Source organism: Pseudoalteromonas neustonica, from assembly GCF_001653135.1.
GTDB lineage: Bacteria > Pseudomonadota > Gammaproteobacteria > Enterobacterales > Alteromonadaceae > Pseudoalteromonas > Pseudoalteromonas neustonica.
Window position 1 is genome coordinate 66724 of the sequence record NZ_BDDS01000013.1, and the last position, 23363, is coordinate 90086.

Annotated in this window: 23 protein-coding genes and 1 pseudogene; 5 read left to right on the forward strand and 19 right to left on the reverse strand. The window is 38.5% G+C overall.

What is annotated here, in order from left to right; genetic code table 11:
- Positions 1–14 precede the first annotated feature (14 nt).
- The 6 genes from A7967_RS16115 to A7967_RS16140 all read right to left on the reverse strand — a co-directional run bounded on the left by A7967_RS16115 (position 15) and on the right by A7967_RS16140 (position 5493).
- Entirely contained in the window at positions 15–590 is a 576-nt protein-coding gene (locus tag A7967_RS16115; protein ID WP_054206194.1) for a hypothetical protein, read from the reverse strand.
- Between the two features lie 11 nt (positions 591–601).
- Complete coding sequence (locus tag A7967_RS16120) at positions 602–1324, reverse strand: SDR family NAD(P)-dependent oxidoreductase (protein WP_054206195.1); 723 nt, start codon at positions 1322–1324, stop codon at positions 602–604.
- Positions 1317–1943 carry a hypothetical protein gene (locus A7967_RS16125; protein ID WP_231659075.1) on the reverse strand — a complete coding sequence of 209 codons (627 nt, stop codon included), beginning with the start codon at positions 1941–1943 and terminating at the stop codon, positions 1317–1319. The genes A7967_RS16120 and A7967_RS16125 overlap by 8 nt, the downstream gene beginning before the upstream one ends.
- Positions 1944–2211: 268 nt before the next feature.
- Entirely contained in the window at positions 2212–2787 is a 576-nt protein-coding gene (locus tag A7967_RS16130; RefSeq protein ID WP_054206197.1) for a hypothetical protein, read from the reverse strand.
- Entirely contained in the window at positions 2788–3411 is a 624-nt protein-coding gene (locus A7967_RS16135; RefSeq protein ID WP_054206198.1) for a sigma-70 family RNA polymerase sigma factor, read from the reverse strand.
- 327 nt (positions 3412–3738) lie between these two features.
- Positions 3739–5493 (reverse strand): vWA domain-containing protein, encoded by a 1755-nt coding sequence (locus tag A7967_RS16140; RefSeq protein WP_054206199.1) that lies wholly within the window; start codon positions 5491–5493, stop codon positions 3739–3741.
- Between the two features lie 184 nt (positions 5494–5677).
- Between A7967_RS16140 and A7967_RS16145 the strand changes: the two genes are divergently transcribed.
- On the forward strand, positions 5678–6883 hold the full coding sequence (locus A7967_RS16145) for an MFS transporter (RefSeq protein WP_231659080.1): 1206 nt from the start codon (positions 5678–5680) through the stop codon (positions 6881–6883).
- Positions 6884–7057: 174 nt separating this feature from the next.
- On the opposite strand, the gene A7967_RS16150 is transcribed toward A7967_RS16145, so the two are convergent.
- The 8 genes from A7967_RS16150 to A7967_RS16185 all read right to left on the reverse strand — a co-directional run bounded on the left by A7967_RS16150 (position 7058) and on the right by A7967_RS16185 (position 13961).
- Positions 7058–7351, reverse strand: a complete 294-nt coding sequence (locus A7967_RS16150; protein WP_244507109.1) for a hypothetical protein — start codon at positions 7349–7351, stop codon at positions 7058–7060.
- Between the two features lie 169 nt (positions 7352–7520).
- Positions 7521–7772 (reverse strand): TIGR03643 family protein, encoded by a 252-nt coding sequence (locus A7967_RS16155; protein WP_054206201.1) that lies wholly within the window; start codon positions 7770–7772, stop codon positions 7521–7523.
- A gap of 74 nt (positions 7773–7846) precedes the next feature.
- A complete protein-coding gene (locus tag A7967_RS16160) occupies positions 7847–8848 on the reverse strand; it encodes a fatty acid desaturase (RefSeq protein WP_054206202.1) in 1002 nt (333 codons plus the stop codon).
- A 251-nt stretch (positions 8849–9099) separates the two neighbouring features.
- Entirely contained in the window at positions 9100–9759 is a 660-nt protein-coding gene (locus tag A7967_RS16165) for an outer membrane beta-barrel protein (protein WP_054206203.1), read from the reverse strand.
- Between the two features lie 272 nt (positions 9760–10031).
- On the reverse strand, positions 10032–10499 hold the full coding sequence (locus tag A7967_RS16170) for a GNAT family N-acetyltransferase (RefSeq protein ID WP_054206204.1): 468 nt from the start codon (positions 10497–10499) through the stop codon (positions 10032–10034).
- 199 nt (positions 10500–10698) lie between these two features.
- Entirely contained in the window at positions 10699–10950 is a 252-nt protein-coding gene (locus tag A7967_RS16175; RefSeq protein WP_054206205.1) for a hypothetical protein, read from the reverse strand.
- A gap of 346 nt (positions 10951–11296) precedes the next feature.
- Complete coding sequence (locus A7967_RS16180) at positions 11297–12598, reverse strand: sensor histidine kinase (RefSeq protein WP_054206206.1); 1302 nt, start codon at positions 12596–12598, stop codon at positions 11297–11299.
- On the reverse strand, positions 12591–13961 hold the full coding sequence (locus A7967_RS16185; RefSeq protein ID WP_054206207.1) for a sigma-54-dependent transcriptional regulator: 1371 nt from the start codon (positions 13959–13961) through the stop codon (positions 12591–12593). Before A7967_RS16185 ends, A7967_RS16180 begins: the two co-directional genes overlap by 8 nt.
- Positions 13962–14134: 173 nt before the next feature.
- Between A7967_RS16185 and A7967_RS16190 the strand changes: the two genes are divergently transcribed.
- Genes A7967_RS16190 through A7967_RS16200 form a run of 3 tightly spaced genes read left to right on the forward strand, consistent with a single transcriptional unit; the run spans position 14135 to position 18502 of the window.
- A complete protein-coding gene (locus A7967_RS16190) occupies positions 14135–15382 on the forward strand; it encodes an efflux RND transporter periplasmic adaptor subunit (protein WP_054206208.1) in 1248 nt (415 codons plus the stop codon).
- An 11-nt stretch (positions 15383–15393) separates the two neighbouring features.
- The gene (locus tag A7967_RS16195; protein ID WP_054206209.1) at positions 15394–16083 is read left to right on the forward strand and encodes an ABC transporter ATP-binding protein; all 690 of its coding nucleotides are present in this window, start codon (positions 15394–15396) and stop codon (positions 16081–16083) included.
- Entirely contained in the window at positions 16076–18502 is a 2427-nt protein-coding gene (locus tag A7967_RS16200; protein WP_054206210.1) for an ABC transporter permease, read from the forward strand. The genes A7967_RS16195 and A7967_RS16200 overlap by 8 nt, the downstream gene beginning before the upstream one ends.
- A 186-nt stretch (positions 18503–18688) precedes the next feature.
- On the opposite strand, the gene A7967_RS16205 is transcribed toward A7967_RS16200, so the two are convergent.
- Positions 18689–19918 carry a DUF3667 domain-containing protein gene (locus A7967_RS16205; protein ID WP_064435859.1) on the reverse strand — a complete coding sequence of 410 codons (1230 nt, stop codon included), beginning with the start codon at positions 19916–19918 and terminating at the stop codon, positions 18689–18691.
- Between the two features lie 217 nt (positions 19919–20135).
- Here A7967_RS16205 and A7967_RS16210 point away from each other — a divergent pair, with 217 nt between their 5' ends.
- Positions 20136–20687 carry a YkvA family protein gene (locus A7967_RS16210; protein ID WP_054206212.1) on the forward strand — a complete coding sequence of 184 codons (552 nt, stop codon included), beginning with the start codon at positions 20136–20138 and terminating at the stop codon, positions 20685–20687.
- A 250-nt stretch (positions 20688–20937) separates the two neighbouring features.
- Here the strand turns inward: A7967_RS16210 and A7967_RS16215 are convergent, their stop codons facing one another.
- The 4 genes and pseudogenes from A7967_RS16215 to A7967_RS16230 all read right to left on the reverse strand — a co-directional run.
- Positions 20938–21306: a VOC family protein gene (locus A7967_RS16215; protein WP_054206213.1), complete on the reverse strand. Its 369-nt coding sequence runs from the start codon at positions 21304–21306 to the stop codon at positions 20938–20940.
- A gap of 155 nt (positions 21307–21461) precedes the next feature.
- Complete coding sequence (locus A7967_RS16220) at positions 21462–22274, reverse strand: helix-turn-helix transcriptional regulator (protein WP_054206214.1); 813 nt, start codon at positions 22272–22274, stop codon at positions 21462–21464.
- Between the two features lie 112 nt (positions 22275–22386).
- Positions 22387–22860, reverse strand: coding sequence for a DUF4410 domain-containing protein (locus A7967_RS16225; protein WP_054206215.1), 474 nt, complete (start codon positions 22858–22860; stop codon positions 22387–22389).
- A gap of 231 nt (positions 22861–23091) precedes the next feature.
- A pseudogene (locus A7967_RS16230) lies at positions 23092–23363 on the reverse strand (transposase); the annotation flags it as partial.

The window sequence follows — 23363 nt, forward strand, 5'->3', positions numbered from 1 at the left end:
TATTTTATATAAACTTAATCGCTCTGTAATTTGGGGCTAATCAGCTTTTCTATTTTCTTTCCTATTATAGGAAGTTTCATTAACCAATTTGGTGCTATTTTTATGACGCTTACAACACTGAAAAACCAAACCAACTTACCAATAAAAACAGTGCTTATAATGCTAGGTACACCTAAACCACTTAAAAAACTCAGTACCACCATCAATCGTGGCGGAGTGGGCAATAACGACATAGCTGCCAATGCAATAAAGCCATACTCTTTTATATAACCTTGCAATTCCACCCACCGTGAATACATTTTGCTATCTTGCGTTGGAACAATTAATTGTAAGTAACTATCTAAAACCGTTACTAAAAACAGTAAAATGCACGCCCCAACTGCAGCAGCACTGGCAAACGCCAGTGCTGTCAACGCCGCCTTTTTAGGTTGTAGCCATGCCAGTAATATAACGGATGTTTGCGTCGGTAATGCAGGTATAAAAAAATCACCTACGGAGACAAATGCCAATGTAGGGATCGCATTAGGCTTAGCACCATTTTTACCTATCCATGCTATAACTCGTCTTGAAACGGACTGCTGCTTTTTCATGTTCGTCCCTTTTATAGCTTAATCATAACGTTTTCGATCAAATTAGGAAATAAAGCCCGTACTTTCATTAATATACGCACCTTACCAACATGAATCTCTTTTTGGCCCTTTGCTGCACCTTTTATGATTTCGCGCGCTGCTTGTGCAGGACTTATTTTTCCTCGGCCATAGCCATTTGTCATGTCAGTTTCAACCATAGGCAATATTGCTTCACACACGGTTATACCGCTTTTATGGCGTGTAACCTGACCATTAAATGATTTACAAAACGCTCGAATACCGGCTTTGTTCGCACAATATATTGGCGAACTTTGCTTAGGCGATACAGCCAAGCCAGTTGTAATAAATACCCACGTACCCGCCACTTTCTGCACGTTTGAAAATAATAAACGAGTTAATAAAATGGGCGCGGTAAAATTAATCATGGTTTCGTTTTCAATACTAATAAGTTCGTTATTAGCCGTAAATAAATCTCTTTTTTGCTGCACTGCGGCATTATGGATCACAACATCAAACGACCTATTAATAATAGAAGACGCTAAGTTTTCTATGCTTTTAACACTCATTAGATTACATACTAGCCACTGCACATCAGGAAGTTCTAGGTTACTTTTAGCCACACTGTTTTCATTACTACCCGTTGCATAAACGCTGTAACCCGCCGCTAAATACTGCTTAACTAAAGCTCGACCAATGCCTCTCGTTCCGCCGGTGATCAACACGGTTTTATTCATTACCGTACTCCTTAAAAATAGAAAGGTCGACGGGATTATCAAAAATTGATCGGCCTAAATACTCCACATATTTACCGCGCAAATTACGATCCCTAGGCTCAAGCAAGCCCTCTATTTTAACAAGTGCAGGGACATCGCCTTGAAAATAATAGTTGGTTGAGCCAAATAACATACGCCAAAACCAGTTATTGGGAGTCACACTCACTACACGGTAAGATCCTTGTTTTTGCATACGAAGGCTAACCCCCGTATGTGCTTGGACTTTTAGTACAGCATAATCAAATGACACAACCTCCCCCGCTAAAAGCGGCGTCCAATGATGTGTAATTTCAAATAATATACTCAGTAAAGTGCATGGTCGGCGTGTAAAAGTTAGTTGCTTGATGTTTTGTTGATAGTTCGTTTTTTTGCTGTTTAGCACACTGGTGCTGCTATCGTGATTAATGTCTAAACTAGCCGATTCATCAAGGTGTGGTTGATGCATTGTAGCCTGTAGCAGTCCTGCTTCAGGGCTCCAAAGTGCTGTTTCCATGGCAATATAAGGTGACTTTTCACATGGTAACGTATTCCCTTGCCACACTCGTTTAGCTTCAAATAAGCTATCTTTGCGCAACTGCATTGAGATCTCATATTCAAATGTAACTCGTGTACTTTGGTGTTTAAGATTAAACACCTTTGCCGTGGTAGAAAGAGCTTGGGGCTGATTTGCTAAATTCAAAATAACGTCTCACTTTATCAATAGGTAAATACATAAAATATATGCAGTCACATTACCTGTTGAGCTAACGTTATTATTGAATATTTACGCCACATTTATCACAATTGTGAAGCTATACCCAAACTGAGGTGGTTTGGGTATAAGTAGCCTTTAAGTTATCTGCTATTTATTATTTTAAACCCATATTATTGCCAAGCAGTTCTTTATATTTAGGCGCTAACTGTACTTTTTGTTCGGGGTATTTTTCCAATAACTCAATTAGCAATAACTTGGCCTCTTCAGGCTGGCCTTTAGCAAGAAACATATCAACCTGCTTTAACGTAACAGCAAAGTCATTCGCAGGTGCTTGCTTTTTCATGCTACGACTACGCAGTAACTCTGTTTGCACTTCAAGCTTTAGCTCATCAGCCATTGGTTCTGCGAGTAACGAGGCTGGGGCTGCACGCTCACTTCGCTTAATGACTGGCGTTGAATTAATGTTCGCGTCAGGTTCGAGAGCTGGCAAGTCATTTACAGAGGTAAATTGATCTGTATTTTGCCAATACAGCAAACTAACTAACATTAACGATGCTGCTGTTGATAGCCGCCCATACCACGTTTGATAAAAACGTTTTGATTTTACTTTGGGCTGCACTGCATTCACTGCGTTTTGCAATATTTGTTGATCCAGCGCTGAACTTGGTTGCTCTGTTGCACCATCACGATAAAGCGAAGCAATGTTATTACTAGTGAATTTATCAGTCATCTATTCCCCCATTTTATGCATGATGCACTGTTTTAGTTTGGCCAATCCATAACGTATCCTACTTTTAATATTATGAGCGGACTCCCCTACCAACTCAGCAATTTCATCTAATGTAAAACTTGCTTCATGCTTTAATAAAAAGGCCTCTTTTTGCTGGCGTGGTAATTGAGCTAAGCATGCTTTTAAGTAATGTGCTTGTTGCGATAAATAAAGCATATCATCATGCCCGAGCTGTTCACCTGCATACTCATTCGGCGCATATTCTCTCGGATCATACTCAAAACTACTCCCTGATTTATCATCAATATTGTGGTCATCATTCGCAGCTATTACTTTATTGTAGGTAGCACTACGGCGGTAATAATCGACAAGCTCATTATGGGCGATCCGATACAACCAAGTCGTAAACTTTGCGCTGTCTTGATAATTTGAACGCGCTTTAATCAGTTTATTCCACACCTCTTGAAAGAGCTCTTCGGCTAGCGCTACCGATGAGCACTGACGAACAAAATAGCGATAAAGGCTGCTTTTGTGCCGTGTGTACAAAAGTGTAAATGCTTGCACATCACCTTGGCCATATTTAAGCATTAGCGTTTCATCTGCTACGTTTTTCTCATCTTTCATGGCGCCCCTTTATGAATGGCTGATTTTTATATATTAGCCTCTTACATTAGGGCGTGTTGACCTTTCGTGATTAATTTTGCAGCAGTATGTTTGGTATTTAGGCAAGGCAGCGCCTATGCTGTGTGGTTGTTCCCCATAAATAGGCGATAACGCAGTATAAATGCCAAACATGCGCTGCCCAAAGGGTTCTTCCTAGGGGCGATTGACTCTTTATTGCTCGGTTTTTACTTAGCCCGCTAGGTTACAAACCTCGCGCCGCGATTAAATCGCCCCTAGGTTGAACAAATTTCAATCCACAAAGGTCAACACGCCCTAATACTTTATATTTTAGTGAAGGACATCAGCAGTTTTTACCAGCTGAATAAACTCACTACGATAGCCAAACGGGTCATTCCCCTTATTTTTTATCGCTAATTTAGCGCAATCTTCATAGTGCCAGTCGCTGGTGTATTTTGCACCTTTAAGTAACTGAGCAAACCCAGCAACCGCAGTCGCAAATTTAAAATCTGTACTTGTATCTAACCAGTCACTATCGTTTTTTGGCATAAATACTGGAGTGCTGATTAATTCACTGCGCTCACTATTTGGTTGTTTATAACGCACTTTAACAAACGCAAGCTCTTGGCTATCGTTGCTTTTGTGCTGTGTGGTTTTATAACGTAAGTCATCAATACGTTTATTAGGCGAGTTTGCAAGTGTAATTTCATAAAGGGCTGTTACCGTGTGCCCCGCGCCAAGCTCTGCTGCATCAACTTTATCGTTATTAAAGTCTTCCGTTGCAAGTAGCCTATTTTGGTAGCCAATCAAGCGATATTCAGCCACCTGCTGCGGGTTAAATTCCACCTGAATTTTTACGTCTTTGGCAATAATTTGCATCGTACTACTTAGCTCATCAACCAGTACTTTACGTGCCTCGTTGATGTTATCAATGTAAGCATGTTGTCCATTGCCAATGTTGGCTAATTGTTCCATCAAACCATCGTTATAGTTGCCTTGACCAAAACCCAGCGTAGTTAACGCAATCCCTGTTTTACGTTTGTCGGCCACCAGCGCTTTAAGCGCCTCGGTCGATTGTAAGCCGACGTTAAAATCGCCATCGGTGGCTAAAATCACTCGGTTCACACCTTCTTTTTTAAAGTTTTGCTGTGCTATTTGATACGCAAGCTCAATGCCTTGCTCACCATTGGTTGAGCCTCCCGCAGCTAATTGTTTTAGCGCGGTGGTTATTGCCTGATGATCATTACCTTTAGTGGCAGGCAACACAACACCAGCTGCGCCGGCATATACAACGATTGCCACGGAGTCATTTTCATCGAGTTGTTTAGTCAACATGGCTAAACTGGTTTTTAATAAAGGCAGTTTGTCTGGCGTATTCATTGAACCCGATACATCCAATAAAAAAACCAAATTAGCAGCTTTTAAATCTGCTTTTTCAATTTCAAATCCTTTAATACCAATTTTTACAAGCTGCCTACGTTCATCCCACGGTGCAATACCCAGTTCAGTATGCACGTTAAAGGGCGTGTCTATACTTGTAGGCGCGCTGTAATCGTAGCTAAAATAATTAATAAACGCTTCTTCTCGCACTGCATCAACTGGTGGTAACTTACCTGCATTTAGTATACGACGAACATTACTGTAACTGCCTGTATCCACATCCACCGAAAAAGTAGAAACAGGCTCAATAGCAGCCTGTTTAACGGGGTTTTGTTGTGACTTTATGTATTTTTCACGATCTTGCTCTGTCGAAAATACAATATGATTACTTGGATCAGGGCGTTTTTCTATCATAACGTTTGAAAGCATTAACCCTTGTGGCTGCGCGGCATAACTAACAGGAGCCAGACGTCGCCTTGTTTGCACATCTGCTTGTATTGCATCATTGACTCGTGCATTAGTTTCTTGTTTGCTTTGAATTATTACAATTGCCTCAGACTGCTGTTTTTTCTCATCATTTGCCTTTTCGCTCATTTTATTTGAGCTTTGGTTACAGGCCGTTAGCCCTAACAAAACACTAAAGCTAATTGTTGCTAAACGATAGTTACATTTTATACCATTAATTTTTTTTGAAGAGTTGTTCATAGAGTCACCTTGTTTAATACACTGCTACTAATGCTATTAACGGATGACCTTTAGAAGTGGGGTTAAATTTTTAACTAATAAATTAAATAATATTTTATTCCTCCAAATTTATTACTTTCACCTCATTTATTACCAAGTTCTCTGACGATTAGTTACCATAGGGCTACGTTTTTCATAATTGATGATGTTAGTTTTGTATTCCACTCCAGCTAATCGCACTTTATTTTCTTCTGCTATTTTAATTCTTGGTATTTTTTTTATTGCCGCCAATTTACGCGCACCTGTCACAGGAATTGCACCGGTACTTGATCAAATCATTTTGGCGTTTAGCTTAACGCCAACACAAGCCGGTATGCTCACCACGTTACCTTTAATTGCATTCGCTTTAGCCAGCCCAATGGCAGCAAGCTTAGCCAAAAAGCAAGGGCTTGAAATCTCTCTTTTTATTGCGCTTTTACTTATTGGTGCAGGCCTTAGCTCTCGATTAATTGACTCTGCTTCCGCTCTTTACTTCGGTACAGCGATTATTGGAGTGGGTATAGCCATTGGCAATGTACTCTTACCAAGCTTAATTAAACGTGATTTTCCTCATAAAGTCGCTGTGATGACCTCTTCTTACGTACTTGCCATGGGTATTTTTGGTGGCAGTTATTCAGCATTAATTATCCCTTTGGCCGACTACAAAAATATGGGATGGCAACTGGCGCTAGCCTGCTATGGCTTACTCACGATTGTAAGTCTTGTCATTTGGTTGCCGCAATTAAAGCTACATACAAAACCTGATAAAGCACTACTCAATAATACCAACAGCATAAAAGTATGGCGTCAGCCGCTGGCGTGGCAGATTACTTTACTACTCGGGTTAAATTCGTTTTTTACTTACATAATGATTGGTTGGTTACCCAGTATTTTAATTGAAGGTGGCCACTGTGCACAGCAAGCTGGGGCACTGCAAGGGAGCTTTCAGGTAGCATCAGCGATACCAGGTATCATACTAATTCCTTTATTGGCAAAATTAAAAGATCAACGTTTACTTACTTGTATATTGGCATTATTAGCAGCTTGCTGCTCACTGGGGCTACTATACTTGCCTGAGTTTGCATCTATTTGGTCAATCACATTAGGGTTTTGCTCTGGGGCATGCTTTATTTTGGGGCTGTCGTTTATAAGTTTACGCACGCATGATTCTCGCCAAGCGACTTCGCTCTCAGGTATGGCGCAATGTTTTGGTTACTTACTTGCCGCATCAGGGCCTATTTTAGCTGGCTCGTTACATAGCCACTTTGGTAGCTGGTCAACCACGTTGTGGTTATGCGCGCTCGCCAGCGGCTTATGTGCCATATTTGGCTACCTCGGTGGACGTAATGTCACCATGCCAAATAACGTTTAAACCATTCTATACCCAAGCAATCTCAAAATGCGAGTTTCAGTTGGAATTAAAAGCGATTTAGGCAAGGCATTGATTGCAAATAATAGTGGTTCTATTGTTAAAATCAATAACGCAGTATAAATCGCTTTTAAACCAACCCTTTGGGCGTTTCACAGGCGCTTACTCTCATCGTTATTACTTCTTAAAAGGGACTGCCATTGTTGCAAAGTAACGCCTTGATATTAAACCCCTGTGAAACGCTGAATTCTGCATCTTGAGGTGGCTTGGGTATAATCCCCTAAAATGAGTGGGCGATTTTACAGCATGCTTTTGCGCCCACTTTTTATTAATAGCCTCACGCTGCTCACGGCGCACTTGCGCCAAGTTAGCTTTAGCGGCAAAGCTTAGTCGCTGCTGATCACTTAATTCGTTATCAAAGTTTATCTGCGATTTTTTTACTGCTCGGCTACTTTTCACTGATGAACACATATTATTATCTCCAAATAACTCGCATTACTTATATAGAAGACATGGCGTGATGTGTTTTTATTTCAAGCATCATTAAAATAACGATTTGATAATGAGCAAAACAGTCTCAGCTCTTTTAGCGCTGTCTGATTTAGTGTTACTTAATACTTGAATTCAAGCAACAAAAGCTTTAACGATTTTTATATTGTGTTTTGCAATGGCTTCGCATAATGGCGGGATCGCGTAACTTAAGATGCTTTGTTGTTCGCCCTGCATGGCGTTTACGCCATACTTTAAACGAACCCGCAGATACATTGCTGCGCATAAAGCCAACTAACTGGGAGTGATTTAAACTATATAGGTTTTCTATCGCTTCAAATGGCGTGCGATCTTCCCACGCCATTTCAATAATTCGAGATTTTTGACTATCACTGAACTGCATATTGCACCTAAATTGATTTTATACGCAGTAGCATCAATTTCGGTGCAATAAAGTGCTAAAGAAATACGAACGCCTTACGTATTATTTGCTTGGTACAGATTAGCTTGCTTTATACTAGCAAAATCATTGAATCGCACACCGTGATGCTTCATTACTTCAAGGATTTTTTTGCTGATCATTTGGCGTAAATAAAACGGCTGATTAGGCACAAAGTGATGAATAGTATGGGTATGACCAAAGTTAAAACAAAACAGGTTAAATGGCATAAACACACGACTAGTTAACACATGTGTTTGTTCAAGCATGTTATTCACTCCTCCGTAGTAATGCATTGATGAGGTAACAAAGTTAAGTGAGCTTGAGCGAATAATGTTAGGCACGATTAATACCACCATTAAAAACTCAAACACAGCCATAATATCCAAAAGCCACGCCGGTGAACTTTGTTCAAGCGGCATAAATACGTTAACCCCATGAAACACAATCACACTGTATAAAATAGCAAAATACACCGTTGTGACAGGAAAACCTGCATTAAATACGTTTAAGAAACTAAAGCCTTTGATTTCTTTACTAAAGCGCTTAGCGTTAATTAATAATCCAAGTAACCCATCAACAATCACTAATACGCGTAAGAATGGGTTTTTAATACCATTACCGACTAACCGCTCTTCGAGGTCTTGCTCTGTGCCGGACACCTTATGATGATGTAAGTGCATTTTACGGCGATACCACGGGTTAACCGTATTAGGTCGCATAAGCCATACTGTCAGCATCATAAAATTATGCATAAATGGCTGATTACTAAAATATTGCTTATGAATAAGGTCGTGTTCTAGCTCATGCGAAATCGACGCGGCAATAGCAGCTAAAATAATACACAACCACGCAGGGATGATTGCAAAGTAATATAAAGTCCCCACACCAATAAATGCACTAAGCGATAAGAGCAAAATAATTAACCCTAAGGTATTTTGGTGGGTTAACAGTGGGTGTTTTTGACGAAGCCGTGCTTCTTCACTTTTAATAGCCTTAACAATGGCTTGAATGTTTTCCTTGGCACTTAACGTGGTCATAAATAGCAACTGAGAATCAAAGTTGCACAGATGATACCCGAATCAAGATAAACCTTCCATAGTGATCAGCGGATACGTACCCCCGCCCCTGATGAAATAAGCACTGCACTTAAAAGTATTAATAGCTCAGCAAAATATGAAGAGCAGCTATTTAATCCGATGTATTAATGCCTAAAAGCAAAAAGTAAGAAACAACCCATTTTGCGCTTCAAATGGGTTGTTTTTGAAATCAAGTTATCTTGCTTTAGTAATTAAAACTTCCAACCAACAACTAATAACAAGTCTTTTACTTTATGTTCATATGAATGAGTGGCAACACCAAGATCAGTTACCTCTGCTTTGTCTTTCGCTTTAAATAGTGAATACTCTAAACCTACATACAAATTTTTTGTTAATTTGTAATCAAACCCAAGTGAAGCATATGGAGCGTTACCACTTTTGCCAATATCATAATGCGATGAAGGATGAGAAAGTTTTAAAGGGGTGCTCCCAGTATAATTCCAATGAGCAAGGCCAAACCGCCCGTTAACTGAAAAATCATCAAATAATTCAAGCTCGCCTTTGACACCAAATCGTATCGATTCTATATCTATTGGAATCTCAGCCTCGAAACGGTGCTCTAAAAAACCATGTTGCTCAGGCATAATTACTGTAGCGATATTATCACTACTACCATGTTTATGTTTCGATAATTCAACGGTTAAGTAATCTGTAAAATTTAAACCTACCCTAAAACCGGTAGAATTCGTATTTTGCTTGGATGAGTAATGCTTTTTAGCGCTTTCTGATTCCGTTAAAGAGTAAATATCGTTACTCGATTTACCAATTAAAACTTCTGTTATTATTTTTGTTTCTGCGTGAGAGAATAAAGGAAGTACACAAAGAGCTCCTCCTATTATAATTTTTTTCATTTAAGTCTCAAAGTTAATGTAATTGTTAAATATAATAAACACTTAACATAAAATAAACCAGACTACCGGACAATTTAGTTCCGATTAATAAAACAGCATTACTTTACTTGTGACATAATTCAATTACCTAGTACAGCCCCGCGTCAAGATTGGATTCTGGTTTTTGTAACTAAAAAAACGTTACACTTTAAATAAAAAGTAATATTTAAATTCAAGTACTTGAATAATGAAATAACTATTTTTAGTAAACTTATTATTGAGGTTTCAGGTTATTAATTCAGGTTTTCTGCCAGCATTGCTAACTTTTCTATACCGTGATCTGGCATCCACCTTTTAAACTCAACAAAGCCATGTTTTTTATACAGCTTAATAGCAGGCCCATTCAGCACGGCAGTTTCAACGACTGCGGTTGTTATGTTGGTTGGCGCTACAAAGCTGTTTAACACATAGTCTATTAATTTATCTGCGATACCCTTTCTAAAATGATCGGGGCCTACCGTTAAACTATTTATTTCTAACTGCTTACTCGTTATCGCTAGTTCAATTACACCCGCAAGGCACTCTTCTGCAAAATAACCATAAAAAACTGTTGTCGAATTTTTTATATTATTAACGGTGCGAGATAATGGAGGAAAGTTAAGCGACCCGATTAGCTGCGCTTCAATTGTATAAGAACGTTGAAAAATAGTATAAATTTGCTTTGCCACTGCATCATTGGCGCTATCTAACTTTGCAATCATTTACTTAAATCCCTATTGCCACTTACTTTAGTTAAATACAACAATCCATTCACGTGTTTTAAATTCTTAACTGTGGTTGTGCCTATGTACAATCCATTCAAACTTGTATTCTAGCGCTTAGATGACTGTTTATCATAAATAAAGCAACGTTTATAACATTAGGTTCAAGACGCTTCAATACTAGATACACCACCTATAACTATTTACTACATGACTCTTCGGTTTTTAATTTTGCAATAATACCGAAATAAACACATACCAAAACCATAACGAAACACCAAACTATACCAAAGTAAAATTTGACGGGGTTGCTACTTGCTGTGATTGTAATTTCACGCCCCATAGAGTTGTAAGAAAGCGCACCAACAACTAATAAATTATATAAAAGAAAACTAAAAGCTAAACCAAAAATGCGCGCTATAAGACGTGACTTTTTATCGACCGTTTTCATTTAATGTACCAATAACGAGCCAATGAAGTTGCTCGTTTTTAAATTTATTTTTATTGATGCATCAACCATAGCCGAGTTCCTATTTTGGTTCAATCGTTTAGTCGTTTTCTACTTTTATAGTCATTATCGCCGTTGAGAATTGCCTTATCGCACTATAAGCGTTAGTTTTTGAGGTTAAAAAAGCTGTCGCTTGAATGTTTTAGGTAAGCTTTTTATTTGAAGAGTGCAGATTCAATACTTATCACTATTACAGCATCTGAGATGGTTACTATCTCAATGATCGTCATCTAAATGATCGACCTATATACCAAGCCACCTCAAGATGCGTTTTGGGTATAATCCCCCATTATAAAATCAACGTAAAACTAGCCCCCAAACCAACTTCAGACTCGACCTTTATCCGTCCTTTATGACGATGGATTATTTGTTGGCTCAACGCCAACCCAATTCCTGAGCCTTTTTTTTTGGTGGTGAAAAAGGGGATAAAAATTTTCTCTAATGCACTTGATTCTATGCCATCGCCATTATCGTTAATTTTAATCTCACTTTTGCCATAGCGATTAATTTTTGCCGAAATCGATATTGTTTTTTCAGGCTTACAACTCAGCTTTAGGGCCTCTACTGCGTTACTTAGCAGGTTAATAAGCACTTGCTCTAACATTTTTTTATCAACCGAGATACTAAGCTGCTTAGGTTCAATTTCAAAGTTGCATGTAATATCACAGTCGAATAACTGAGCATTAATCAAAGGCTGCAAATCGTCAAAAAGGTCCTGAACCAATATTGGCTGTAAATCTAAATGCGGTACATGGGTCAACTTCCGGTAGTCTTCCACAAAACCCAACAAAGATTGGCTACGAATACCAATCGCATTAAGGCTTTGTAGATAGTCATCTACTAAATCTTTATCTGCCAATTCATGGACGAGCTGCTGCTCAGTGATAGTGACAAGCGTGTTTGCTAATGAATGTATTGGTGCAACTGAATTACCTATTTCATGAATAAGAACGCGAATCAGCTTTTGCCAAGCGTCTATTTGGGTACTTTCTATTTGTTGAGAAATGGCCGTAAACAGCCATAATTCATATTGGTTATTATGATAGGTAAAGGCAAGGTATTTAAACAACATATCATTTGCAACACTCTCTCCCTGCTTTGCCAGCTCGAGAACAGGCAGTGATGCCATAAGTTCGTTGACCGTGTTGGTATTACGAATGTCCAATGCTTGCTTTGCACTATTATTACACACCACTATATCGCGCTGATTTTTAGTGAGGATAACACCTGCATCAACGTGTTGCAGCATGGTCTCAAAAAGCGCGACTTGTTCGGCTTGTTGGAATTTATCGGCTTGAACACGCTGAATGAGATCGTTGCAAATTGCTTGCTCTTTAGCACCCAGTGTATGCTCTGCACTCAGTCTAAAACTGCTATCTTGATACTTAAGCGCATTGATAACTTCATTAAATTGCGCCTGTTGTTTATAAAATATTTTTAAGGTCAAGCCCACACAAATTAACGCAGCCATAAAGGAGATGGTACTGAGTAATATTGCATGACTAAAAAACACACCATACAAACCTAAGCAACTGAATATTAATGCAACAATAAATAGTGTTAATACATGATAGCTGGTTTTATTAAACACCGTACTTCTCCATTTTTCGATATAAAGAAGGACGGGTGATCCCCAGTGCTTTAGCTGTATGACTGATGTTGCCTTTAAAATCAGCAAGCGCCTGCTCGATAGTTATTTGTTCAATCTCCGCTAAATTATAAGTAATCGGTTTAAGTGCTATTGCTTCGCAGTGTTGTGTATTTGCAAGCTGAAAATGTAATTGATTACCATCTGATAAAATAACCGCCCGCTCAACTAAATGTTGCAACTCTCGAATGTTACCAGGCCATGCATAGGTAAATAATTCATCTAAGGTGTTATCACTAATACTCTTTACAGGAAGCTTATATTTTTCACTGTATAAGTGAGTATAAAACTCAACCAGCAATGGAATGTCTTGTGGCCTATCTCTGAGTGGCGGAAGTGTGATCTCAACGGTATTGATTCGATAGAGCAAATCTTGTCGAAAGCTACCTTCGCGCACCCTATCGTAAAGGTTCACGTTAGTGGCAGTAATAAGCCTAATATCTATCTCTATTTGTTTACTGCCACCAACGGGAGTGATCACTCTATTTTGAATGGCTGTTAACAGTTTGCCTTGTAATTCTAAGGGAGTGTTAGCTATTTCATCTAAAAACAAAGTCCCCATATCGGCCAATTCAAATCGCCCTTGTTTGTTCTCTTTGGCGTCAGTGAAAGCCCCCTTGGTATGCCCAAACAACTCACTCTCAAAAAGCGAGCTTGCGATAGTCCCCATATCAACTGATAAAAATGTGTCTTTTGCTCTCAATGAATGTTTATGAAACTCCCGTGCAATCACCTCTTTACCTGTGCCGCTTTCACCTAAAATCAATACGTTAGCATCTGTTTTTGCTGCTTTTTCGATGGTTGTAAAAACCTGCTCCATAGCGGGACTTGCTGCAATCAGGTTTTCAAATGGGCGATTCTGTGCTGCAAGCGACAATTGGGCTATTTGATTAAGCTTTTTAGTTTTTTGTCGCTGTGTACTTAAGTCAATACAATTGGCCACCGTCGCCAGTAACTTTTCATTTTGCCAAGGCTTAAGTACAAAGTCACTAGCGCCTAGCTTAATAGCCTCAACTGCCATCGACATATCTCCAAAGGCGGTAAACAGCACAACCACGGCATCTTCATCAAGCGCTTTAATTTGTTTCAACCAGTAAAAGCCTTCTGCGCCTGAGGTTGAGTCACGGGTGAAGTTCATATCAAGCAGAACCAAAGAAAAAGACTGTTTGGCAAAAGCTTGCGCAATATCGTGAGGGTTATCCAGCGTCATTACTTTTTTATAGTGCTGTTTTAATAGCATTTTAGTGGCTATTAAAATTTCGGCATTATCGTCTACCACTAAAATTGCTTTATCTGAGAGGCTCATGGGTTATTCCTTCAATCGAACTGTACGATATCGTACATCAAGTGTTTAATTTTTTTACACCTTTATTTTTTAAATTAGTAAAAAAAACAGTAACAACATGTTTTATAAGAGTTATATTTTTTGGCACACAACTTGTTATATCTATACCAACGTTGAGTTTTAGATGGATAGTTATGGATAAGTTGATTACAAAAAAGCGCACTTTTAAACTCTGGTGGTTAGCCTTACCAGCAGTGGCAATTAGCTACTTCCTGTTAAGCAATACAGTCAGTGGCAGTGGTAGTCGGTATAACGTTGCAAGCGACAAGGTAAAAGTTAGCACTGTGATAAAAGGCGAATTTAGCGATATGATCCCATTACGGGGTAATATCACCCCCAGTAAATCAGTTTTTCTTGATGCCATTGAAGGCGGCCGTGTAGAGCAACGCTTTGTTGAAGAAGGAGCAATCGTTAAAAAAGGCGATAAGCTCCTCGCTTTGAGTAACACAGGTTTACAGCTAGATGTAATTTCCCGTGAAGCACAAATCTCAGAGCAACTAAACAACTTGCACAATACCCGATTAGCCATTGACCAAAATAGGCTAAACCTAAAGCGTAATTTGTTAGAACTAGACTTTGAAATTAAGCAAAGCGAGCGAAAAATGGCGCAACACAAAAAACTGGTAGCAAACAACCTTGTTTCACAAGATGAGCTAAAAACAGTGATTGATAGAACACTGTATTTAAAAGATCGCCGTACGCTTGTGGTAGAACAACAAGATCAGGATGAAATAATAAGAACGACGCAAATAGCACAACTTGAAGACAGTGTGAGCCAGCTAAATAAAAATCTACGCTTTGCACGTAAAAACCTTGAAAACTTGATAATCAAAGCCCCAATTGATGGCCAACTGACCTCGTTTAATGCCGAATTAGGAGAATCTAAAGCACGCGGCTCACGCCTTGGTCAAGTCGACATTATGAATGAATATAAAGTCACCGCTTTTATTGATGAATTCTACCTTGGCCGAGTTTTTGCGGGGCAAACAGCCACGCTTACTCATCTTGGACAAGCCTATACCTTAACCCTGAGCAAGGTTTACGCTGAAGTATCAAATGGTCGCTTTGAAGTTGATTTAACTTTTAATGACTTATTACCACAGCGTATTCGTCGAGGGCAAAGCTTGCAAATGGAGTTATTACTCGCTGATGCAAAGCCTGCCACAATGCTTTCAAATGGTAGCTTTTACCAAGATACCGCGGGCAAGTGGGTATTTGTCATTGAAGAAGGTGGCCAAGTGGCTGTTAAAAAACAGGTAAAATTTGGCCAAATAAATAATAAATTCATTGAAGTGCTGTCGGGCTTAAATGTAGGAGATCGCGTGATCACCTCAAGCTACAGCAATTATAAAAACATAGAATCAATCAAATTAACAAATTAAGGGCAATTGCCATGATCAACCTTAACAACATCAGCAAAATATTTAGAACGGAATCGGTCGAAACCTACGCCCTAGACAGTGTATCTTTAACCGTTGAACGCGGTGAGTTTGTAGCTATTATGGGCCAGTCTGGTTCGGGTAAATCAACCTTACTGAACATTGTCGGTATGTTAGACCACATAGACCAAGGTGAGTATATTTTTGACGACAAGGACATCAGTGGGTTTACCGAAAACAAATTAGCTGATATTCGCAAAGACAACATTGGCTTTATCTTCCAAAGTTTTAACTTAATTGACGAACTTACCGTATTTGAGAATGTTGAACTCCCTTTGGTCTATCAAAGAATTAGCAAAAAAGAACGCGAACAACGCGTATTAGCTATTTTAGAAAAAGTAAACATTGCCCATCGTAAAGATCATTACCCGCAGCAGTTATCAGGGGGGCAACAACAAAGAGTTGCAGTAGGACGAGCGATAGTTGCTGAGCAAAAAATGCTGCTTGCCGATGAACCAACCGGCAATTTAGACTCTAAAAACGGCGAAGAAGTGATGCAACTTTTAGCGCAATTAAACCGTGAAGGAGTCACCATCGTCATGGTCACTCACTCTGATCATCATGCTAATTATGCACACCGCGTGATCAACGTATTAGACGGCCATATTGTATCTCAGAATATGCAGGAGGCGCGTAGTGCTTAGTAATTACTTAACCATCGCTTATCGAAGCCTTTTAAAACAAAAGCTATATTCAAGTATTAATATTTTAGGTTTAGCAATCGGCCTTGCTATTTGTATTAGCATGGCTATTTTTGTGGAGTCGGAGCTTGGCTACGACACCTTTATTGAAGATCATAACAACATTTACCGTACTTCGTTAAAATTAACTGTACCGGGCTCCCCAGAGCAAAATTTTGCTCCGGGCTCTGTGTATAACGCTGAGCGTTTTAGTGTTTATTTTGATGAGATAATTGAAGCTGCTCGCCTTCGCGAAATAGGTGCAACCTTAGGTTACGGCACCCAGCACTTTAGCGATGACGGCATACTACTGGCTGATAGTAATACCCTTGATTTTTTCTCATTAGAATTACTCCAAGGGGACAGTGCTACAGCATTAAGCGCACCTAATTCAATTGTTCTAACTGAATCTGCCGCCCAGAAACATTTTTCAAATCAAAATGCGGTAGGTGAGACATTAATATTAGCAAACCGTATTTCACTTAAAGTAACGGGTGTTATCAAGGATTTACCTAAACGTACCCATTTAGATGTATTTGCACTCATTAGTATGAGCACAGCGCCTGCATTTTTGAATAATCCAAACTGGGATCAAAACCCAAGTTTTAACTATTCGACCTATTTTAAGTTAGCGCCACTTACTGATGTAGCAGCGCTTGAAGCAAAAATCCCTGATTTTTTAGACAATCACATTCGGGCTAACACCAGTGACTCTTTGCATTACACCTTAATACCTGTGACTGATATTTACCTAAAATCAAATTTGTATGGTGAACTTAAAAACAATGGTGATATAAATATCGTCTATTCGTTCAGCATTATCGCTGCGCTGATCCTATTAATTGCCTGCGTTAACTTTATGAACCTCTCTACTGCAACCGCAACCAAACGCGCCAAAGAAGTGGGGGTTCGTAAAACCTTAGGCGCTAAAAAATACAGCCTGATTGCGCAATTTATGATTGAAGCAATCATGCTTTGTTATATTGCGCTATTTATTGCAATGGCGTTAGTTGAAGCAAGCTTACCCATGTTTGCGAGCTTTATTGGCAAAACTCTGAGCTTTAATTATTTAGATAGCACACTCCTACTCACTTTATTATTATTGGGTCTTGTGATTGGAATTATTTCTGGCGCCTACCCCGCATTTTATTTAAGTGCGTTTAAACCTGCAAAGGTACTCAAAGGCGAAGTAACTCAAGGTAAAGCTGGGGCACTCCTTCGCCAAGGGCTAGTAGTATTTCAGTTTAGTGTGGCAATTATTTTAATTGTTGCGACCACAGTTGCCAGTTCACAGCTAAACTACGCACGTAACATCGAGCTTGGCTATGATAAGTCGAACACCTTTGTAATAAGAGGTTTATATACTAACGAAGCGAGCAGTAAACGTGATGCATTAAAAACTCAGCTGCAATCACACCCCAACATTATTAATGTAACTGCCAGCTCACGTTTTCCTACAGGCACATTAACCGACTCTTTTGGTCTTATAAACCCAATCACAAATGTATTTCAGATGATGCCAGTATTATCGGTAGATGAAGATTACTTTACTGGTTACAACATCAATATTATAAGCGGTCGCAGCTTTAGTCTTGATTTTCCTGCAGATAAATACCAGCAACCAAGTGACGAAAATCCAACCCCCGCCTTTTCTGTAGTAGTAAACCAAATGGCGGCAAAAAGTTTAGGATTTAGTGCGCAAGAAGCGGTAGGTAAGCAATTTAAAGTACTCGCCGGACGCCACGGCAAAGAAAGCATTGCAACGATTGTGGGTGTATCAACTGATTATTACTTCTCATCGCTAAAAACTGAGATTAGCCCCACTTATCATTTATTAAATAGCGACGCGGGCTATTCAATGTCAATTAAGTACGACAAAAATGCAACTCAAGTTCGCGACTTTATTGAGCAAACGTGGGCAACTTTAATCCCTGAGCAACCTATATCACTTGCTTATTTAGAAGAGACATTCGAACAAATGTACCAACAAGAAGACAAAGAATTTATTGTATTTAACCTGTTCTCATTACTCGCCATATTTATTGCGTGTTTAGGGTTGTTTGGTCTGGCGTCTTTTACAACCCAGCGTAGGACTAAAGAAATTGGCATTCGTAAAGTATTAGGCGCCTCGGTATTTGATATTGTAATGCTGATTAATAAAGAGTTTTCAAAGCAGGTATTAATCGCCAACGTTATAGCTTGGCCTATCGCTTACCTCATCATGCAGCAATGGTTAAATAATTTTGTATACCGTGTTGATTTGTCGATATTCCCGTTTGTGTTAGCAGCATTATTAGCATTCGTGATTGCATGGGTAACAGTTGGCTCGCTATCAGCCATTGCAGCTAAGGAAAGACCAATTAACGCACTGCGATATGAGTAATATAAGGTTATAAAAATTAGCCATATTTCGAGGCTACAAGTTACTTTCTAAGATAGCTAAAGCTTGTGTGTATTTACCTTTACCACTGATTGCTCGCCTAAAACACGCGCAATTAAGTGGTATTAGGGTTAATAATACTAAGTGCACAAAGATTACAAAGGTTCTTTTTATTATTTATTTTAAAGTCTAAATTTCGGTTAAACCCCAAACAATTGCCACAACCGTCGTTAATGCCATTAATATAAAGTAGATAATACCGACAAAACCATAAGTGAAAAAAGCGAATATATAACCTTGTTTGTAAATACGTTTTTGCATTATAAACAAGTAAATAGGTATCCATATCAGCAAAGCAAATCCAATGAACCCTAAAATACTCGCCGCAACAGTAGCAAACCCGCCACCCAGCGCCTTAACATGATCATGTGCTACATCTAACAGATCAATTGATAATGAACTGACAAAAATAAAGCTATGACTATGCAGTGCCACAGTTAAGTGCTCCATATAAAGACGCTTTGAAAAGATAAAAATCACCTTAAGTAACAGCGCAAATATAGGCAAAAGTACAAACATTAATTGTGGTAGTTTTCCTAATACTTCATTGATTAAACGATTAGTATCCGTGGTAAACGTTTTCTTCGCTTTTTCTGCTAGTTTTTTAGCAGAATCATCAAGCTTCTTATTACTTTCATCTGATAAAAAATCAAATGACAAACTACCATCAGCACTATTTGAAATAGTAATGCTATTACTTTTGTCATCTGTGCCTAACTTAACGCGCTCAAGTTCTATGGTAGCAAGCTGTCGAGTCGTACTCACCAGTTTGGCATTTTCAGCAATAGAAATATCAAGCTTTAAATCATCAAGGTAGCGATTAAACCTCGCTAAATCGGCATCAATGCTCGCTATATTTTTATTATCTGGTGTCGGCTGAGCTTGTAATTTTTTTTCATTAAGCGTTTTAATATACTCTGTAACTTGAGTAATAGCAGCTTTGTTATTATTCATTTCAATCGTTTGTTGGTCTTCTCCAGAAACAGTTAATTTTAGAGTTAAAAAAAACACAATACTAATGAATAAATATAAGCGCAGTGGCGGCACGTAATGCACTCGCCTACCAGCAAAATACTCATTAGTTAAAAAACCGGGGCGAAATATTAACGGCCATAAAGTACGACTGGCACGGGAGTCAAAGCTAAAAATATCATCGAGTAAATGTAAAATAACCACCCAAAAATACTTTAACGTGGAGTCGAGCGACTGCCCGCAGTTAGAGCAAAATGCCCCTTCAACTGATTGGTGGCAATTATCACAAAGCGTTTGAGCCACCGCCTCACTATCATTAATAACGGAGACTTCTTCTTGTGAAGAAAGTGAACTATTTATATTCACTACCTGATTTTCTTGAGACATAAGCTCACTATGACTATTTAAACTATCAATTAAGTAATACATAAAACAATAGCACGATGTAACATGTAAATTACAAATATTTTATAAAAAACCAACTATTAAACGTGCTGCCTGCCAAAGGATCTGCTAAATTCAACAATGACAATAAGCTAATGTTAATGTTGTCTGTCATAGCGATTATTTACTGTGACCATATAGCCAATACAGGAGAATTATAATGGCGTTTGAAGTTAAGTTTGAATTATCAGATACCGATTTAGAGCACTTTCGCGATGTAATGCGTAAAGCACAACAGGGCGCTAAATTACTAAGTGAGCAGGTAATAATTAATAATGCTAAAAAAATCAGCTCAAATATAATAGACAATGTGCCTGAGTTTGTTCGCCTTCGCATCCAAAAATTAGAAACATTTGTCGCAATGATTGAAGATACTGAATGGCAAATCCCTGAAGAAGAACGCGTAGAAATATTAAGTGCCTTGGCTTACTTTAGTGATCCTGAAGATTTAGTGCCTGATCATATTCCCGTACTAGGCTTTTTAGATGACGCGATTATGATTGAACTGGTTGCTGGCGAGTTTAGTGACGATGTTGAAGCATTTGAAGAGTTTTGCGCCTATCGTAGCCGTGAAGAAAGCCGCAATGGTAACGCTACCGTTACTCGTGATGAATGGCTAGACGCAAAACGTCGCGAACTACACAGCCGCATGCGTAGTCGTCGCAATGAGCGTCGCTCATCTGGACGCTCTTCATTTCGCTCAGTGTTTTAAGCACGACCAACTACAAGGCAATAAAAGGTGATTTAAGCTCTTTTATTGCCTTTAATTCCAATTATAGTAACGCACCCAGCCCTAATATTTATTGATAATAGATACGCTTTGTATACACAGCATAAAGCCATTCCCCGAATTAAATATCTAAATTTACAGTAATAAAAGTGGGAGGCTTTTTAGCTCCACTTTCTTAACGTCATCTTTTTAATGCCCTTATCAAATTCAAACAGTCTAAAATATGAGCTACTTAGTTAGGTGAATGTAAACCAAGTCTATTTCCTTCGGTATCTATAAACAATGCAAAAAAACCACTTTCGTCCGCATGGGATGTTTTGGATACAAGTACTTTCCCGCCATACACTTCAACCTTAGATAGAACGACTTGTAGGTCTTCACCTGCATTTAAATACAATGTAAGGCCAGCAGTAGAGGGCAAATAACCTTCTCCTTGAATAATGATACCAACCGTAGATTGATCCTTATATGGAAATAACCCCATCTTCATTCCTGGAATATCCATAGTTTCGATGGTTAAAGTAAAAATGTTGCTATAAAATTTTACAGCGCGATCTAAGTCGGTCGCAGGGATCTCAAAAATCGATGCCAAACTTTGCATTTCACTCTCCTTATTATTTACGTTTTACAGTCAGTAAACCGAGTCACTAACACTATTATTGATGGGAACGTTCTCACTCGTATTTCTTCGAACGACCACATTTTCAATATAGGCATAGGAAAGCATAATAAATTGTAAAAAAACGACAGGGCCGTTTATTTATAAAAAAGCAAAGAAAGAGCCATACTTTTGTCACCAAGAAAGTTACGCGGCTTTACCCCTGTAAACTCTTTAAAGTCTTTAATAAAATGAGATTGATCATAGTAATTGCATTTGTACGCTATATTAGTAAGGCTTTCGTCATGATTAATTAATAACTTCAAAGCAGTTTGTAAGCGAATAAGCTTACTCAACTTCTTAGGGCTAACTCCAACTATATCTAAAAATTTTCTTTCTAATTGTCGTTTTTGATTGGGATCTGAATTTATAATTTTGTTAATGGGTATATTGCCATTGTTCGAAAAGAGAATCTCAACGGTTGCTTTTACAACATTTTCAATAGTTCGCGGATTACTAAGTTTTGAAAAAAGAAATGCTTCAAGTATTTCAATTCTTTCACTTGTGTTTAGAGCTTTAATAATACTTTTTTCTAGCTCCTCTGATTCATTGCTTTCAAACAATTCATAAATTGATGTTTCTTTATTTTTTAGATTATTGATGGGTTCAGAAACGAAATTAGAAAAAGCATAAGGTAAAAAGCTGGCAGCAAAGGTATGAACATAACCTGTCGGTTGAATATAAAAAGGGGAAACGGTTTGCCCAAGTACCATTGCACGTGGTTGAATTATATAATGATTACCTGAAGTGTACCTTTTAATGTCATCACCTAAAATGAAAGCCAATTCAATACTTCCATCAGGTACAATTCTCTGCTTTTCTGAATTTTCTTCTGGAGATACCTCGAGTGTCCAGAAAAAATTAACAAAAGAGGCTATATCTTTACTTGGTAAAAATGTTTTGTAATCCATAAGCCATCCAAATCAGTACGAAATTCACACTGAGTATACTAACATGCCATATGTATCAGATCTTTCTGGTGACTTTTAATGTTTTTACACAACATATAAAAAGACCTCCGACTTAATACTTCCCTGTTTTAATATATGTTACGATTTTATCTGCATGATCCTCAATAAGTCCCTTTGATGTCCCTACTGCAGCTTTATTTCTTGACGTAACCTTTAACCTAGCGATAGTTTCATCGCTTTTTACATCCTTAATAACAACTATCGTTGAAATATTATCTGTGCCAGCCATGAAACCGCCTAACGCTCTGGCTGCGCCATGCCTCATTTTATAATCAATGAAAGTAATTTCAATTTTCTTATTAGCATCATTACTAGTGCTTAGTCCAAATTGACTCATTTGTGCTTCTAGCCTTGCTTTGAATAGAGACATCCCTTTTTCTGGAACGCTCGCTTCATCAATAACCTCTTGAGTAAATACATCTGACAATTGGTAGGTGTAACTACGTTCAACTATTAATTTTGTACTTGAACAACCTGTTAATACAACAAAGCTTAATATAATCACTAAAAATCTAACGTTTTTCATAATTTCTCATGGTAAACAGAACTTAAGTTGACACCCATCTTAATTATTTATTGGAAGCAAAACAATAAACACATCGCTTGAAGTCATTAGTAAGTGAACATTTTCGACATAATCACGATTTAAACACAGTTTCAATGAATTTGACTAAATTCAAAAATGCAGGAGTCTACATTGCGGGCACATACGCTTTTCCCTTGAAGAGCAATTTTAAGTTTTAAATGAGTGTGAACACTACGCCAGAAGTTTTTCGCAGTTGCTGAGGTTGCTGCGTCGTTTTCTGTTTAAATTTTCACAGTAACTTGTGTGTGATGACGGTCTACCAACTGCACCATGAAATACGCGGGTAAAGTGTGTAGTGAGTTTTAACCAGTTTTCTGGGGAGATATTGATGCGATCTAAAAGTGGTAAGTTTGCCTCTTCAATGTGGCCGCGCTTATCTTCACGCAAGCATCGCCCTGTGAGCTCTACTAATTCAAGATAAGATTTTAACTCAAACGGTAATC

Excerpts from the sequence above, each read along its gene's own strand:
- A7967_RS16115 (WP_054206194.1), bottom strand. The coding sequence starts at position 590 with ATGAAAAAGCAGCAGTCCGTTTCAAGACGAGTTATAGCATGGATAGGT.
- A7967_RS16120 (WP_054206195.1), bottom strand. The coding sequence starts at position 1,324 with ATGAATAAAACCGTGTTGATCACCGGCGGAACGAGAGGCATTGGTCGA.
- A7967_RS16125 (WP_231659075.1), bottom strand. The coding sequence starts at position 1,943 with ATGCAGTTGCGCAAAGATAGCTTATTTGAAGCTAAACGAGTGTGGCAA.
- A7967_RS16130 (WP_054206197.1), bottom strand. The coding sequence starts at position 2,787 with ATGACTGATAAATTCACTAGTAATAACATTGCTTCGCTTTATCGTGAT.
- A7967_RS16135 (WP_054206198.1), bottom strand. The coding sequence starts at position 3,411 with ATGAAAGATGAGAAAAACGTAGCAGATGAAACGCTAATGCTTAAATAT.
- A7967_RS16140 (WP_054206199.1), bottom strand. The coding sequence starts at position 5,493 with ATGAACAACTCTTCAAAAAAAATTAATGGTATAAAATGTAACTATCGT.
- A7967_RS16145 (WP_231659080.1), top strand. The coding sequence starts at position 5,678 with ATGTTAGTTTTGTATTCCACTCCAGCTAATCGCACTTTATTTTCTTCT.
- A7967_RS16150 (WP_244507109.1), bottom strand. The coding sequence starts at position 7,351 with ATGTGTTCATCAGTGAAAAGTAGCCGAGCAGTAAAAAAATCGCAGATA.
- A7967_RS16155 (WP_054206201.1), bottom strand. The coding sequence starts at position 7,772 with ATGCAGTTCAGTGATAGTCAAAAATCTCGAATTATTGAAATGGCGTGG.
- A7967_RS16160 (WP_054206202.1), bottom strand. The coding sequence starts at position 8,848 with ATGACCACGTTAAGTGCCAAGGAAAACATTCAAGCCATTGTTAAGGCT.
- A7967_RS16165 (WP_054206203.1), bottom strand. The coding sequence starts at position 9,759 with ATGAAAAAAATTATAATAGGAGGAGCTCTTTGTGTACTTCCTTTATTC.
- A7967_RS16170 (WP_054206204.1), bottom strand. The coding sequence starts at position 10,499 with ATGATTGCAAAGTTAGATAGCGCCAATGATGCAGTGGCAAAGCAAATT.
- A7967_RS16175 (WP_054206205.1), bottom strand. The coding sequence starts at position 10,950 with ATGAAAACGGTCGATAAAAAGTCACGTCTTATAGCGCGCATTTTTGGT.
- A7967_RS16185 (WP_054206207.1), bottom strand. The coding sequence starts at position 13,961 with ATGAGCCTCTCAGATAAAGCAATTTTAGTGGTAGACGATAATGCCGAA.
- A7967_RS16190 (WP_054206208.1), top strand. The coding sequence starts at position 14,135 with ATGGATAAGTTGATTACAAAAAAGCGCACTTTTAAACTCTGGTGGTTA.
- A7967_RS16195 (WP_054206209.1), top strand. The coding sequence starts at position 15,394 with ATGATCAACCTTAACAACATCAGCAAAATATTTAGAACGGAATCGGTC.
- A7967_RS16205 (WP_064435859.1), bottom strand. The coding sequence starts at position 19,918 with ATGTCTCAAGAAAATCAGGTAGTGAATATAAATAGTTCACTTTCTTCA.
- A7967_RS16210 (WP_054206212.1), top strand. The coding sequence starts at position 20,136 with ATGGCGTTTGAAGTTAAGTTTGAATTATCAGATACCGATTTAGAGCAC.
- A7967_RS16215 (WP_054206213.1), bottom strand. The coding sequence starts at position 21,306 with ATGCAAAGTTTGGCATCGATTTTTGAGATCCCTGCGACCGACTTAGAT.
- A7967_RS16220 (WP_054206214.1), bottom strand. The coding sequence starts at position 22,274 with ATGGATTACAAAACATTTTTACCAAGTAAAGATATAGCCTCTTTTGTT.
- A7967_RS16225 (WP_054206215.1), bottom strand. The coding sequence starts at position 22,860 with ATGAAAAACGTTAGATTTTTAGTGATTATATTAAGCTTTGTTGTATTA.